We start from the raw sequence: 15,319 nt of genomic DNA on the forward strand, positions 1-15,319 counted from the left end.
GTCAGATATATTGGTATTATGTTTTCTTAACTGTTTTAAATCATTTTTATTATTTTATAAAATAACAAATCATCGAAATGTTTGTTTTGGAAAATTATAGCTTGCATCTTAATTATTTCTTTAAAAAAATAGTTTAATTGAAGTGAAAGTATAATTTTTATTGTGGTTGTTGACTATTTTATTTATACTTAAATGTATACGATTGCTTTGTTTGATTAGATGGCAATTTGTATAAAATTACATAACAGGAGTTTTTTTGTTTGAAAAATATTTTTTTGATAGGGTTATCAGTGTTATTTTTTGGTTGTTTGTTTTCTACGAATGTTCAGGCGCAAGAGGTAATTAAAAAAGAGATTTTTAGTATTCCTGAACCAACTTGGATCTTCAATGCAGGGATGAGTAAAGGGAAATACCACGATCGCCAGGATTTAGGTTTTATCTTAGGTGAAGATACTGAGTTGAGAGTGAGACAAGTAAATACCGACTTTAAAGGTGAGTTAACGCTTCGCTTACTGGGAAATGATAGTAAATACGAAAAAAGTGTAAAACTTGGTTCTGACTGGGTAAGTATTAGTGCAACACAAGCATTGGTTCCATTCATTGATACACCGTACGGAGACCAAGGAGCCCAAATCGAATATGAAGTGGCTTCTGATGGAAAAATCAACCGATTTCCAACGTATTCTTATAACCAAGATGAATCAATGTTTTTTGCTATGTGGGACAAGTTCGATGCTGAATTTGCACTAGTCAAAGGACCAGATTTTCAACTATTTATGCCTAAAAGGGATAAAGAATTATTGCGAAACTTAAAAGATTTTTCTTCTATTAATGAATTGATTGAATATTATAATGAGGTATTTGGTTTATTCAACAAAATAGCTGGTATTGATGGTTCAGCACCAGAAAATCAAAACGGAGCCAATCGTTACTTTTTAAAAGCAGATAAAAGTGGAGCAGGTGCTGCTTATTATGGAAGTAATTGGACAGCAAATAAAGAAGATACAACAGATATGTGGTTAGAAAAAGGACGTTGGGCAAGTCTTCACGAGATTGCACATGGCTATCAAGCTGGCTTCGATAACATAGGGATGTATACAGGAGAAGTCTCGAATAACTTATTTGGTGTGCAGTATCAATATCTTATCTATGGAAAAGAAGCAGATGAAAAAGGTTGGCTATTTAATTATGGTAAAAAAGAAGCGGTAGAAAACGCACTATACGAAAAGCTAATCAATCAGAATGGAACTTATGCTGATGCTGATCTGCGCGAAAAATTAATTTTATTAACAATGTTAAAACAAAAAGCAAATGATGATTCGTTTACAAAGATGTATCAGGAATACCGTAAAATAGCTAATCAATCAGATTTTAATCGCAACGATTATCCATTACCTGATTTAATGAATCGTATCTATAGTGAAAATAGTCAACTAGATTTTTCAGGTGTTTTAGAGAAATGGGGATTGACGCTTGATCAAGTACAAGTCCAAAAAAATCGTGCGCATGGTTATCCGGCAGTCGCTTCTTTAGCTGATGTCGTACCAGAAAGTGAGTTGGCACGTGCGCGTGAATTAGTTGACCCATCTTATTTGATCAATTCAAATTTTGAGATGGTGCAAAACGAGGAGATTGCTGCGCTAAATCTAAAAGGTGATCTTACGATTGAATTAAGTTTGAAAGATTTAAACCTATTAAAAGGTACCAAAATAACTTTAAAAGATGGAGCGAAAGAAATAGCTACTCAAGAAATCACTGGAGGAGTAGTCACTTTTAAAAACATTCCTAATGGCATCTATTGTGCAGAATTCTCTGGAAATCAAATGATGTATTTCATCCCACAGAATAGTTATGTTTACGTGAAAGAAGCAACAAATCATGCGGTTATTACGTTGGACGAAGTAAAAGATAGCCAAGTCATTGATTTTCATGGAGTGAATGACAGGAAGTTTGGCTCATTTACATTTAGAACAAACAAGAACAGTGATACTCAAGAAGCAATTGTTTCAGTTACGCATTCGAGACCTCATTATCGTTATGAGAATGAAACTTATGTAAAAGTAATGGTCAAAAGTAGTACAGGAGAACTGAAATACGAAAAAACGATCGAAGGCATAGAGTCTGTTACTGGTGAAGAAAATGTATCATTGAAAATAGGTGATATCGTTGAAATTTATCATGCAGAACCTAAAAACCGCTTCATTTCTTCTGAAGGGATCGTTGATACTACGCAATCGACCAATCGTTGGGTAGTAACCCAATTTGGATTAGAAAACCTAGCTTTGAAAAATGATGCCAAAGAGGATCTCAAAAAAAGAATTACGTCATTAGCCACACAACTTTGGGATAAAGAGTTAGTCAATCCGGTTCCAAGTGACCGATCACCTGAAAAAAAATTGTTATGGGTGATGATTGATCAAACATCATTAAGAGAAAAATCAGAATATCAAACTTTATATTATATACTATTCAAAAAATGGTTCTAAACATTAAGAAGCATCATATAGTTTATGTAATAGGATAGAAAATCAAATAGCGACTTACAGTTATTTATTGTCACAACAATGTTGACAAAAGTAATTGCAAGCCGCTATTTTTTGTTTTACTGCTTTTTGTAGCTATATGTCAAAAGTTGCTTTTTTGCAAACATTTTTGATTACCTATTAAATCAATCAGGCAGTTATCTCATATGGTTACTTGTAGTAACGAATATCATTTTCAACTTTATAGATTGAAAATGGTACATCGGAAGAATATTCGGCTGTTTCCCCATGTTCAGGTAATTTTTCCTTGAAGATTGTTTCATATTGATCGACTGTGACAGCTTCTCTACCTTCTAACATTTCTTGATGTAGTTCAGTCAATAGGAAATCTTGATAGCCGTCTTGTAAGTAACCTGTGAAAAATTCACTGACAGCACCCGAACCATAGCTGAATAAGCCAATTCGATCACCTGATTTTAACACTTGTGAGTTTTCTAAAAGAGAAATCAATCCTAGATAAAGAGAACCAGTATAAAGGTTACCAATTCGCCGACTATAACGAATACTTTCTTCATAGCGAGTCAATAAGCGATTTTGTGTTTCTTCATCTGTCTGATCCAAGACACTTTGTAAGGCTTTTTTCCCCATTTTTGTGTAAGGAATGTGAAAACTTAGTGCATCATAGTCTTCTAAAGTAAATCCTGTTACCTCTTTATGTCGATTCCAAACTTTTTGAAAAGATTCGATATAAGTGGAGTTGGATAAAGGACCATCAACCACTGGGTATTGCGCATAATCAGGACGCCAAAAATCATAAATATCTTCGGTTAAGAAAGTACTATCGTCTTCGATAGTGATGATTCGTGGATCTTTGGTAACCATCATAGCGACAGCACCCACACCTTGTGTCACTTCTCCACCACTAGCTAGACCATAACGGGCGATGTCACTAGCGATCACTAAAACTTTTCGATCTGGATGATTTTTTACATATTCTTTTGCCATGTGGAGAGCAGCAGTTCCACCATAACAAGCTTCTTTTACTTCAAACGAACGAGCAAAAGGTTGGACTTTCAATAAATGATGGATAATTACAGCACTCGCCTTTGAATGATCGATGCCAGATTCCGTTCCTACGATAACCATATCGATCAGCTCGCGATCTTCATTTGTGACGATCCTAGTAGCTGCATTTGCTCCTAAAGTCACGATATCTTCTGACACTCGGTTGATGGCCATTTGATCTTGGCCAATACCGATATGGTATTTAGCAGGATCATCTCCCCGACGTTCAGCTAACTCTGTCATATCTAAATATAAATTTGGAATAAAAAAGGAAAGACGATCAATCCCTACTTTCATTTCAACACCTCTTTACTCATGATAAAAAAACTTACTTTACTAAAGTATCATAAAAAGATTAAAAGAAATATAAAAAAGCGAATATTTAAGGATTTGTAAAATTTATTCCTAGATTTTTTTGAAGCTGTAGTGAGGTATTTGTTTTTAGCATAAACAATGGTATATTTTTCTAGGAGGTGACTGACTTGAAGGAAGTCGTTATTATAGATGCTGCGAGAACGCCAATTGGAAAGTATCGTGGCAGTTTAAGCAGTTTTTCTGCTGTAGAATTAGGAACAATCATTACAAAAGAACTGTTAGAAAAAACAGGTATCCATAAAGAAAACATCGATCAAGTAATATTTGGAAATGTATTACAAGCGGGGAATGGTCAGAATGTTGCCAGACAAATTTCTGTCAATAGTGGGATCCCTGTTCAGGTTCCTGCCATGACAGTCAACGAAGTATGTGGCTCAGGAATGAAGGCGGTTATTTTGGCTCGCCAATTGATTCAGTTAGGTGAAGCTGATCTAGTAGTCGCAGGAGGCACTGAAAGCATGTCACGTGCGCCACTGCTTCAGCAATATGAAGAAGAAAATGCAACTTATGAAGAGCCGATCTCAAGTATGGTCAATGATGGGCTGACAGATGCGTTCTCAAATGCACATATGGGCTTAACTGCTGAAAAAGTAGCGAACGAATTTTCCGTTACGAGAACAGAACAAGATCAATATGCGCTCAACTCACAAAAAAAAGCAGCTCAAGCTAGTGAAAACGGGGTATTTGAAGCAGAAATTATTCCCGTTACTTTACCTGATCAAAGAATCATGGATAAAGACGAAGCCATCCGAGGGAATAGTACACTGGAAAAATTAGGGACTTTGAAAACTGTTTTTTCCGAAAATGGGACTGTGACAGCAGGGAATGCTTCTCCGTTAAATGATGGAGCATCGGTATTGATTTTAGCTTCAAAAGAATATGCGATCAAACATGGGCTTCCTTATCTTGCAACAATCAAGGCTGTTTCTGAAATTGGGATTGAACCGAGCATTATGGGAATTGCACCTATCTCAGCAATCCAAACATTATTGAAAAAAGCAGAAATTTCTATTGATCAAATCGATCGTTTTGAGATCAACGAAGCATTTGCGGCTTCATCGATCGTGGTCAATCGCAACTTAAAACTAGCTGAAGAAAAAGTCAATGTAGATGGTGGTGCCATCGCACTCGGTCATCCGATTGGTGCAAGTGGTGCTCGTATTTTGACAACATTAAGTTATGGCTTGAAACGAATGAACCAACAATATGGTGTGGCTTCTTTATGTATTGGTGGAGGCTTAGGACTAGCCATGTTACTTGAAGCAAATCTAGAAACGGAACAATCAAGTGACCAAAAAAAAAAGTTTTATCAACTGACGCCTGAACAACGTCGGAGTCAGTTGGTTAGTGAAGGAATCATCAGTCAATCACAAGCTGATGAATTAAAAGTAGGAACACTCTCTGAAGAAGTAGCCAATCATTTGATTGAAAATCAAATCAGTCAAGTTGAGATTCCTCTAGGGATTGCACCTAATTTTCAAATCAATGGAATCAAAAGACAAGTACCGATGGCGACAGAAGAACCGTCTGTAATTGCTGCAGCCAGTAACGGTGCAAAAATATGTGGAGACATTACAGCAATTACACCACAACGCTTGATGCGTGGTCAGATTGTACTATCAGGGGAACTGGATAATCGAGGCATAACTGATGCTGTCATCGCCAGACAAGATGAACTACTAGCATGTGCGAATGCAAGTTATCCCTCGATCGTGAGACGTGGTGGTGGAGTGCAGGAAATCGCAACAAGAAACTTTAAGGGCAATAATTTGGATTACTTATCGATCGATTTCTTGGTTGATGTAAAAGATGCGATGGGAGCTAATATCATCAACGCTATCTTAGAAGGTGTTGCCCAGAAAATACGTTCCTGGTTTCCTAAAGAAGAGATTTTATTTAGTATTTTAAGCAATTTCGCAACAGAATCATTAGTAACAGCTAGTTGTGAGATTCCCTTCGAGCGATTGGGAAAAACGATTGAAGCAGGAAAGAGAATTGCTGAAAAAATCCAACAAGCTTCCGAGTATGCTAAATTAGATGTTTATCGGGCAGCAACACATAATAAAGGGATCATGAATGGCATCGAAGCTGTCATTCTTGCTACTGGAAACGATACGAGAGCTTGTGCAGCTGCCGTTCATGCGTATGCTGCGAAAGATGGTGCTTACCAAGGCCTGTCAGACTGGCAAATGATTGGAGATAAGTTAGTTGGACAATTAACGGTACCTTTGGCAGTGGCAACAGTTGGAGGGGCTTCTAGGATTCTTCCAAAAGCAAAGATTGCACTAGACATGTTGAAGATTGAATCAGCAAAAGAATTAGCTCAAATCATTGCTGCCGTCGGTTTAGCACAAAATTTAGCTGCTTTGCGGGCATTAGTGACAGACGGTATCCAAAAGGGGCACATGTCGCTTCAAGCTAGAGCCTTAGCGATCACAGTCGGGGCACAAGGAACTGAAATTGAACAAGTCGCTGAATTTCTAAGAAAAGCCGAAGGAATGAATCAGGACGTAGCTAGAAAATTTTTGATGCAATTACGTAAAAAATAAGTATTTATAAAAAAGAGAGACTGATTGGGATAACAGCAGGATGGATAAAAAGCTACTATATATTTATTATATTTATTCATATATTTATTCATATTATTCCTAGTCAAAAGCTCTCTTTTTTTGCTAATTGCCGGTAAAATTAAGGAAAAGGTTAAATATGACTAAATTTTTGCGAACTTTCTACGGGATGCTATTGTGAAATTGTTCGTTAAAGGATATACTTTTTTCAAATTTAATACTTGTTAGGCGAGGCTCCTAAACAAACATAGGCTATTGCGCAGAAACGTCGAAAGACGCCAATGTGTAAAACAGGAATTGTCGAATTAAGGCTCTTCATAAGATAGCTAAGAGAAATCTTTACGTTGTTTAGTGTCAAAACTCACACGATGAGATAGTTGTTGATGTACGCAACTTTAACAAATAAGCCGAAACTTCTAAAAATCTTTGCTGATTTTTGTGAATTTTCGGCTTATTTTTTGGAGTTGGATATTTACACCACTTACTTGAAAATAAATCACAGCACATTTTGATCACGCTACTTTTATTTTTCCTCATGTGAAAGTGACTCCTTTTGCCTAATAGAAAGGATGGCAAAATGGATACTAGTTGATAACGGATGTTTTGATAAGAAGATTAGAGAAATTCTGGTTACGAAAACTTTCGTTTAAGAGGTGTTGTGTGTGAAATCAAAATCATTTGAGTTTAATTATGCGTTATTTTTGCCGATTTTTCTCTTTTATTTATTAAGTATCGGTGTGCAATATGGAGCAGCAGTCTACGACCAAGTGCCTTATAAAACTATTGTTTTAAAACAAGTAATCTTTTGCATTGCTTCATTAGGACTTTTGTTACTGACACAAAAAATCAAGACAGCGTTATTGTTACGATTGTCTCCTTATTTTTATGCTATTTCATTAGCAATTATGAGTTTGCTCTACAAATTTTATGATCCGGTGATGTACCAATTAACCGATACGAAACGTTGGCTGAGGATTGGTAGTTTTACTTTTCAACCTTCTGAATTGGTTAAATTGACTTTTGCATTAGTTCTCGTTTATTTCACCTTGCTTTATGAAAAGAAAGTCAGTGAACGTACCGTGAAAACGGATCTGATCTATGTCTTTCAAGTTCTGTTGATCAGTTTACCAACTTTCTTGTTGATGTATATGCAAAAAGATTTTGGGACAAGTTTGGTATTTATTATTTGTTTGGGGGCTCTGTTCATGATTGCAGGGGTCCATTGGAAGATCTTGGCCGTATGTGCTAGTTTTTTATTTATTATTGGGGTCATATTGATTTGTCTAGTTTTTACGAAATACGGTAATGAGATCCTTTATAGTCTGAACTTTAAGACGTATCAATTAGACCGGGTGAGAGCTTGGATCGATCCTTTTGCTTACAGTCAATCGATCGGATACCAACAATCACAAAGCTTATTGTCTGTTAGTGCAGGTGGATTTAGTGGACGACCAGCTGAAATACCACCAATCTATGTACCAGTACGTGAATCAGATATGGTATTTACTGTAATTGCCGAAACGTTTGGTTTTTTAGGTAGCGTGACCGTCGTTTTTCTATATTTCTATCTTTTCTACCAAGTTATTTACACTGCGATACAGACAAACAATAAAGGAAATCTATATCTAGCGGTAGTACTCGTATTTGGACTATTATTTCAAATCGTAGAAAATATCGGCGCTTCGATTGGTTTACTGCCTTTAACAGGAATTCCTTTGCCTTTTCTAAGTCAAGGAGGAACCTCCTTGTTGATCATGGGAGGCGGATTAGGTATGATCTTAGGTTTTAAAAAAGTAGAATAAGTCATTTGTTTAGTCAGATGAAGTTAGAAAGTAAGTGAAAGTTTTATGAGTGATTATCAACAAAAAGCACTGAAATTATCAATCGTTCCATTATGTCTTTTGATTGGATTGATTTTATGCGTAAAAATCAATCCTCCATGGTTCGAAACACTAGATTTAGCGGTTTATACAAAGATCGATTTACCTAATTTTCCACAACTAACAGCGATTGTTCGTTTGTTTGCTAAGTTAGCAACGATTGGTCCGACCTTATGTTTCGCCTTTCTTTTTGCTTTTTATATTTGGAAAAAGAATTACCATTTGTTAGCGATTTGGAATATCTGTAATATCTTTGCGGTTAGTTTTTTTGGGTATATTCTAAAAAAGCTCATTGCACGAATCAGACCTGCCGTTTCACAATTGGAAATACGTACGAGTTACTCGTTTCCTAGTGGACATTCTTTATTATCCTTTGCGCTTTTCCTAACAATTATCTTATCGTTAAGTATTATTTGGAGTCGTCAGGATACCAGAAGAGTTGCTTGGTATCTTATCAGCTATCCATTGCTGATTGCAGCAACTCGATTATATCTAAGAGTCCATTATCCAAGTGATATTTTAGCTGGATTTTCGTTAAGTGCAGTAGTAGTTTTATTGTCTTATGTTGTTTGTTTCTCTTTTATCTCCACAGATTCAATATTGAAAACAAGGCAACTAGAGAAGAAAAAAACGCTTTTTTCTAAAAAGCAAAAAGTAGTTTTAGGTCTTTTAGTCCTTTTACTAGCAGTAATTATTACTGGTGTCGCTTATGAACTGAATGTCTTTTATCATGCACATGGGTAAGCTGGAAAAACATAACCAATAAACTAAGGGGAAGAGACCGCTTGTTTTTTTGGTCCTATCTTTTTTAAGATTGGTGAAGATTATTGACAGCTTTTGGTGATTCAAAGTAATAGAAAAAATATTTTACTATAAAAAAATGAGCAGAGGGCAATTGCCTTTCTGCTCATTTAACATTTTATGATTTCTCATTACCGGCATCATTTGACAAAAATCCGTTTTTTGATGCGGTGGATAGATTTGTGAAACTGGTTATCTTTCTGAAATAGCTGTTGCAGCAAACTGTTCGATCAATGGGATCAATGTCAGTTTCACTTTGTATTTGCGTTCTAACGCTTTTTCAATTGTAAATTGGTTTTCTGCTGTCATTGAAATTTCAGCTAATTTACGTGGTTCATCTGAGGTTTTCTCATAGATGACTGCTGCATCAGCTTCTTTTTCTACATAAAATTTTGGATATTCCGCTACTGCGCTTGAAAAATCAGCGAAATTCAAAGCGGCAGTTTCAGTTGAGCGTTGTTTTTCAGTTGTTTCCGCTTTTGATACTTCAGCTGTTTTAGGTGATTCCACAGGTTTTGAGTCAGCAACTTTTGTTTCAGCAACAGGTGTAGAAACCTCTTGAGCAGTTGGTTCATCATTTTTAAGACGTTGATCATTCCAATAAGAAACGATTTCAATCAATAAGTTGTCACGGAAGCGTTCAAAGATGTCTTTTTCTCCTGAACGGATTCGTTTTAAGACAGTTGTGAAATTATCATCAATCGGTACATTGATGCGAGTATCTTCATTTGTTTTTCCTGCAAGTCCAATCGTTAAGATGTGGCGGTCTTTCGGATCAAGCATGACTTGTAAAGGTAAGCCGTAACGACGTAGACTTTCATCCTCTAAAGAATGAAATAATTGACTTCTGATTCCATCTAAAGAAGGACGGAATTGATTGAGTAATTTTTGTTTTTGTTTTTTCTTCATATGTTCTCTCCTTCGCTCATACCCTTTCGATTATAAGAAAAAAAAGATGAAATGAAAAGGATTATACGAAAAAAACTTAGATATGTATGTATTTATACGCATTTTTTTAGGAAAATATTTGTTTTTATCAGAAATGTTTCCTCTTTTTAGGTGTATATCAAAAGATAAGCCGATACGACACCGGCAAGAAAAACTCAGTGTGTATCGGCTTATCACGATCATTGAAGTCAGCTACGTTGTTTTGGAACAAGGAATCAAAGCAAAGACAGACAGTTCAGGTGAATAGATCACTTCATGTCCTTGCCAAGTCGTAACCATTAGCGAATGATCGAAACGGTTGGTTAGCTCTTGGATTTTTTGATCATGGGACCAGTTACGTGCTGGGAAGTGTTGGATCTTGTCTGGTCCGATCAAAAAGATAAAATCAGGATGAAAAGAACGAGTGATTTCTTCTGAGAGCCTTTCTAAACGTTCAATCGGAGTCATTATTATCAAACATCCTTAAATTAAAATTGGGTAGTATCTGGATCTTTTGCTTTACCAACTACGCCATCTAATTGATCGATTTGTTGCATTTCTTCTTCTGACAGTTCAAAATCAAAAAGTTCAGTATTTTCTTTGATCCGACTAGGAGTTACGGATTTTGGAAGAGGCAAGAAACCATGTTGTAAAGACCAGCGTAAAGCAACCTGAGCAATACTCTTTTGATGGGATTTGGCAATTTCCTGCATCTCTGGTACATCGAAAATTTTCCCTGTGCCAAGCGGGCTGTAAGCTTCCAGGATCATTTCGTGTTTTTTGGCATAGTCAACGACTGCTGGTTGTAATTCACCAGGAGCTAAGAAAATTTGGTTGACCATTGGCATGATCTTGGCTGTTTTTTGTAACGCATCTAGATGATGGGGCAAGAAGTTGCTGACGCCAATGGCTTTGATTTTTCCAGCTTCATACAGCTCTTCAAAAGCTCGCCAAGTTTGGGCGTTTGCTTCTTCCCAATTGTCACGGAAAGCCACAGGATTAGGCCAGTGGATCAAGAAAAGATCAATATAATCTGTTTGTAATTTTTGTAGTGATTCTTCAAACGAAGACATCACTAAGTCATAACTGTGATTGGCATTCCAAAGTTTTGTTGTTAGAAAAATCTCTTCTCTGGGAATCCCACTTTCTTTGATCGCTTGACCGACGCTTTCCTCATTTTTGTAACCTTGTGCTGTATCAATGTGGCGATAACCAGCAGCTAGCGCTTCTTTGACTGAAGAAACTGCGACATCGCCATCCGGTGTTTGCCAAGTACCAAAACCAACAATCGGAATTTCATAACCATTTGATAAACGATACGTATTTGTTAATGAATCCATATTCTCAACTCCTTAATTTTTAGTTCACTTTTAAGTGTAGCGCATTTTCTCAAAAAAGGAATCCATTTTGTTTAGGAGACAATTATTTTTTTCAAAAAAAGGAAAATAATGATTTTCGTTCTGGTATTTTGTATTGATTTTCCGTAAACTAAACCAGAAGGGAATGAGAACATGGATATTTATTTAAAAAAAGCAATTATGCATATTATTGATCGTGAAACGGGATCACCCGTATTTTCTCAACAAGAATTGGATCTGACTAAAGAGTTTATTCGAGATTTTTTACAAAAGAAGATCCAAAAAATTTCTTCTGCACAAACTAAAACAGGACAGCTGTCACCTGAAAGTATGATGGCGAAACAAGTTCAGGACTGTCAAGAAAACTTTGTAGCAGCAAGTGAAGGGATCGTTCAACGCTGGTTCGAGATCTATCAAGAAAGCGAAGAAGCACCAAGCGCTGATGTCTTTGTTGTTTTGTATGAAGTAGATACGGTGATGTATGTGGCTTTGTTAAAAGTCAATTACCGAGAATCCTATACACATTTTGTAGAGGCAGACGAAACAGGAATCGCCAATCAATTGATTTTGAATCGAGCGATATTGGGGGCAAAATCCCAAAAGGCAGATGAAGCGTTTGCGGTGGCGTTAACTGATTTAACCTATGAATTGATTGAAAAAAAATATGAGTTTTCTGGAAAAAAAGAACTCTATTTTTCGGGGAGAGTCATCGAAAGTGTTCCTGCGCCTTCATTAGAAGAGAATGTCAAAGTGATCCAAAAAGTAGCTAAAAGTTTAGGGAAAAAATTTGAAACTGAAGAATTTGATCTAGTGGCTGATTTAAAAGAGGCTGTTTATGATACGATCGAGGAAAAGGGCAGACTAGACCATGAAATGATTGCGGAAAAAGTCTTCAAAGAAAATATCACAGCGAAATTAGCTTTTCAAGAAGAAGTCCAAGAACAGGGATTTGTTGCTGAAGCTTTGCCAGTCAGAGAAGTCCAAGAAATTTCTGAGAAAAAATTTGGTAAACAAAAATTCAAGTTATCCAATGGAATCGAATTGATCGTCCCTGTAGACGTCTACCGAAATCCAGATTTGATCGAATTTGTTAATAACCCAGATGGAACAATCTCAGTCATGATCAAAAATGTAGACGAAGTATTAAATCGTTTATAATTATTAAAAGAATGCTTATTCAGAGAATACAATAAAATGTAGCAGACAAGAAAAGAGCCAAGAGAAACTATAGTGAACGTTAAAAGTTGGATTAAAAAGTTAACTTTTTTCGGTCAGTATAAAGTTTTCCTTGGTTTTTTTGCAGGTGTAAACTATATAAGTAGTGCATATCTTTAGATGTTTCAGAATGACAGCTTTCTTTTTACCAGATAACACCATTTCTTTTGTGAACTGATCACTAAGAGCAAAAGCCAAAATAATCACATCATTCTTTATCAAATAAAGAGAAAATGGTATAAAGGATAGGAAGAGATAACGAAAATATAAAGGAGTGTTACAAAATGAAAGTTGAACATATTGCTATTTGGGTTAATGATTTGGAAAAAATGAGAGCGTTTTACGAGAACTATTTTGCTGCAGAAAGTTCAGAGAAATACACGAATCCTAAAACCCGGTTTCAATCTTACTTCCTGAATTTCACCTCAGGAAGTCGGATTGAATTGATTACAAAGCCTTTTTTATCAGATCGTGCAGTCGATACTTTTGGTTATGCTCATTTAGCAATTTCAGTGGGAACAAAAACAGAGGTGGATTCATTTGCTGAAACATTTGTAAAAGAAGGCTTTCCACTGATCAGTGGACCAAGAACTACGGGCGACGGTTATTATGAAGCAGTTATCCAAGATCCTGAAGGAAATCTGATTGAGTTAACGACAGATTGAGACAGATTACATCATACAAAAATATAGCAAAGGATAGGAAGCACATGGAATTCAGCGAAGAGAAAAAAATTGACCTTGATGCATTGTTCGCGCTCTATACAGCTGTAGGATGGTCAGCCTATACGAAGGACATCCAACAATTAGCTATGGGAGTCCAACAATCTCTCAAAGTGATAACGGTATGGGACGAACAACAATTGATCGGATTGATCCGTAGTGTCGGAGATGGCGAAACGATTCTTTATATTCAAGATTTGCTTGTTCATCCTGCTTATCAAAACAAGGGGATCGGGACACAATTAATCGAAAAAATGGTACAAGCTTATCCAAAAGTCAGACAAAAAGTTTTATTGACAGAAAATGAACAACAAACCCGTCGATTTTATGAAAAATGCCAATTTCAGTCGGTAGCGACACAAAAAATGATTTGTTTTTATCGCGAATATTGATAGTTACGAAAGAGCCCATTGTAGTGAAAACAAGGAGATAGTCACAACAATTACGCATGGTTGGCTGATGAAAAATTAGTCATTAATCAGCATAAGTGTTCTTGGTTGACTTTGACCAAGTTTGACGTATAATACAAATTGTTCGATACTTACAAAAAGTAAGGCGGACAGATTCTTTTTGGATTTTTCCAAAGAAGTCTATAATGGACAACAGATGAGAGCAAAACTTTAAAGCTCTAAATTAATTAGGAGGTTTGTTAATTATGGCAAAAGAACATTATGATAGAAGTAAACCACACGTAAATATTGGAACCATTGGACACGTCGACCATGGGAAAACTACTTTAACTGCTGCGATCACTACAGTACTAGGTAAAAAAGGCTTAGCAAATCCTCAAGACTATGCTAGTATCGACGCAGCACCAGAAGAACGTGAACGTGGAATCACGATCAATACTGCTCATGTGGAATACGAAACAGACAAACGCCACTATGCACATATCGATGCACCAGGGCATGCGGATTACGTGAAAAACATGATCACTGGGGCAGCTCAAATGGACGGAGCAATCTTGGTTGTTTCTGCTACGGATGGCCCAATGCCTCAAACTCGTGAACACATTTTACTTTCTCGCCAAGTAGGCGTGAAATATTTGATTGTTTTCTTAAACAAAACAGATTTAGTCGATGATGAAGAATTAATTGATCTAGTAGAAATGGAAGTTCGTGAACTATTAAGCGAATATGGATTTCCAGGTGATGATACACCTGTAATCAAAGGATCAGCATTAAAAGCATTACAAGGTGATCCTGATGCAGAAGCAGCTATCATGGAATTGATGGACACAGTCGATGAATACATCCCAACACCAGAACGTGATACGGACAAACCATTATTGTTACCCGTCGAAGATGTATTTTCAATTACTGGACGTGGAACAGTAGCATCTGGTCGGATTGACCGTGGGGCTGTTCGAGTCGGTGACGAAATCGAAATCGTAGGGATCAAACCAGAAACGCAAAAAGCCGTAGTAACAGGAGTTGAAATGTTCCGCAAAACGCTTGATTACGGTGAAGCAGGGGATAACGTAGGTGTGTTATTACGTGGGATTCAAAGAGAAGACATCGAACGTGGCCAAGTGATTGCCAAACCTGGTTCAATTACACCTCATACTAAATTCAAAGCAGAAGTGTATGTTTTGACCAAAGAAGAAGGCGGACGTCATACACCATTCTTCAATAATTATCGACCACAATTTTATTTCCGCACAACTGACGTAACAGGAACAATTGTTTTGCCAGAAGGAACGGAAATGGTCATGCCTGGCGACAACGTAACGATCGATGTAGAATTGATTCATCCTGTTGCTATTGAAAACGGGACGACTTTCTCCATTCGTGAAGGTGGTCGTACAGTAGGTTCAGGTATCGTAACAGAAATCGAAGCCTAAGAACAAAGGATAGATAAATAAAAAAGACGCACGATTCAACAAGTCAGATGACTTTTAGAATCATGCGTCTTTTTTTCTTCCAT

General features: G+C 36.6%; 12 protein-coding genes and 1 riboswitch. Of the genes, 8 read left to right on the top strand and 4 right to left on the bottom strand.

What is annotated here, in order from left to right; genetic code table 11:
- Positions 1-260: 260 nt before the first annotated feature.
- Positions 261-2,486 (top strand): putative mucin/carbohydrate-binding domain-containing protein, encoded by a 2,226-nt coding sequence (locus tag IGL28_RS04765; protein WP_232088563.1) that lies wholly within the window; start codon positions 261-263, stop codon positions 2,484-2,486.
- 207 nt (positions 2,487-2,693) lie between these two features.
- Here the strand turns inward: IGL28_RS04765 and IGL28_RS04770 are convergent, their stop codons facing one another.
- Complete coding sequence (locus IGL28_RS04770) at positions 2,694-3,845, bottom strand: hydroxymethylglutaryl-CoA synthase (protein ID WP_010719603.1); 1,152 nt, start codon at positions 3,843-3,845, stop codon at positions 2,694-2,696.
- Between the two features lie 185 nt (positions 3,846-4,030).
- On the opposite strand from IGL28_RS04770, the gene IGL28_RS04775 reads away from it, so the two are divergent.
- The 3 genes from IGL28_RS04775 (at position 4,031) to IGL28_RS04785 (ending at position 9,114) form a co-directional block, all read left to right on the top strand.
- Positions 4,031-6,472, top strand: coding sequence for a hydroxymethylglutaryl-CoA reductase, degradative (locus IGL28_RS04775; protein WP_081128737.1), 2,442 nt, complete (start codon positions 4,031-4,033; stop codon positions 6,470-6,472).
- A gap of 231 nt (positions 6,473-6,703) precedes the next feature.
- Positions 6,704-6,871: riboswitch (M-box (ykoK) riboswitch) on the top strand.
- A gap of 281 nt (positions 6,872-7,152) precedes the next feature.
- Positions 7,153-8,292: an FtsW/RodA/SpoVE family cell cycle protein gene (locus tag IGL28_RS04780; protein ID WP_010719601.1), complete on the top strand. Its 1,140-nt coding sequence runs from the start codon at positions 7,153-7,155 to the stop codon at positions 8,290-8,292.
- Positions 8,293-8,337: 45 nt separating this feature from the next.
- Positions 8,338-9,114, top strand: a complete 777-nt coding sequence (locus tag IGL28_RS04785; RefSeq protein ID WP_081128735.1) for a phosphatase PAP2 family protein — start codon at positions 8,338-8,340, stop codon at positions 9,112-9,114.
- 249 nt (positions 9,115-9,363) lie between these two features.
- Here IGL28_RS04785 and IGL28_RS04790 read toward each other — a convergent pair whose 3' ends face one another.
- The 3 genes from IGL28_RS04790 to IGL28_RS04800 all read right to left on the bottom strand — a co-directional run bounded on the left by IGL28_RS04790 (position 9,364) and on the right by IGL28_RS04800 (position 11,438).
- Complete coding sequence (locus tag IGL28_RS04790) at positions 9,364-10,080, bottom strand: hypothetical protein (RefSeq protein ID WP_034867500.1); 717 nt, start codon at positions 10,078-10,080, stop codon at positions 9,364-9,366.
- Between the two features lie 231 nt (positions 10,081-10,311).
- Positions 10,312-10,566, bottom strand: coding sequence for a hypothetical protein (locus tag IGL28_RS04795; RefSeq protein WP_081128733.1), 255 nt, complete (start codon positions 10,564-10,566; stop codon positions 10,312-10,314).
- Positions 10,567-10,586: 20 nt separating this feature from the next.
- Positions 10,587-11,438, bottom strand: a complete 852-nt coding sequence (locus tag IGL28_RS04800; RefSeq protein WP_081128731.1) for an aldo/keto reductase — start codon at positions 11,436-11,438, stop codon at positions 10,587-10,589.
- 171 nt (positions 11,439-11,609) lie between these two features.
- Here IGL28_RS04800 and IGL28_RS04805 point away from each other — a divergent pair, with 171 nt between their 5' ends.
- From IGL28_RS04805 to tuf, 4 genes are all read left to right on the top strand, one after another.
- Positions 11,610-12,614 carry a nucleoid-associated protein gene (locus tag IGL28_RS04805; RefSeq protein WP_010719596.1) on the top strand — a complete coding sequence of 335 codons (1,005 nt, stop codon included), beginning with the start codon at positions 11,610-11,612 and terminating at the stop codon, positions 12,612-12,614.
- Positions 12,615-12,955: 341 nt separating this feature from the next.
- Complete coding sequence (locus IGL28_RS04810; protein ID WP_081128729.1) at positions 12,956-13,336, top strand: VOC family protein; 381 nt, start codon at positions 12,956-12,958, stop codon at positions 13,334-13,336.
- Positions 13,337-13,380: 44 nt separating this feature from the next.
- On the top strand, positions 13,381-13,785 hold the full coding sequence (locus IGL28_RS04815; RefSeq protein ID WP_081128727.1) for a GNAT family N-acetyltransferase: 405 nt from the start codon (positions 13,381-13,383) through the stop codon (positions 13,783-13,785).
- 263 nt (positions 13,786-14,048) lie between these two features.
- Positions 14,049-15,236 carry an elongation factor Tu gene (gene tuf / locus IGL28_RS04820; RefSeq protein WP_010719593.1) on the top strand — a complete coding sequence of 396 codons (1,188 nt, stop codon included), beginning with the start codon at positions 14,049-14,051 and terminating at the stop codon, positions 15,234-15,236.
- Positions 15,237-15,319: the final 83 nt, after the last annotated feature.

The organism is Enterococcus sp. AZ077 (assembly GCF_051714965.1).
Lineage (GTDB): Bacteria > Bacillota > Bacilli > Lactobacillales > Enterococcaceae > Enterococcus_B > Enterococcus_B hirae.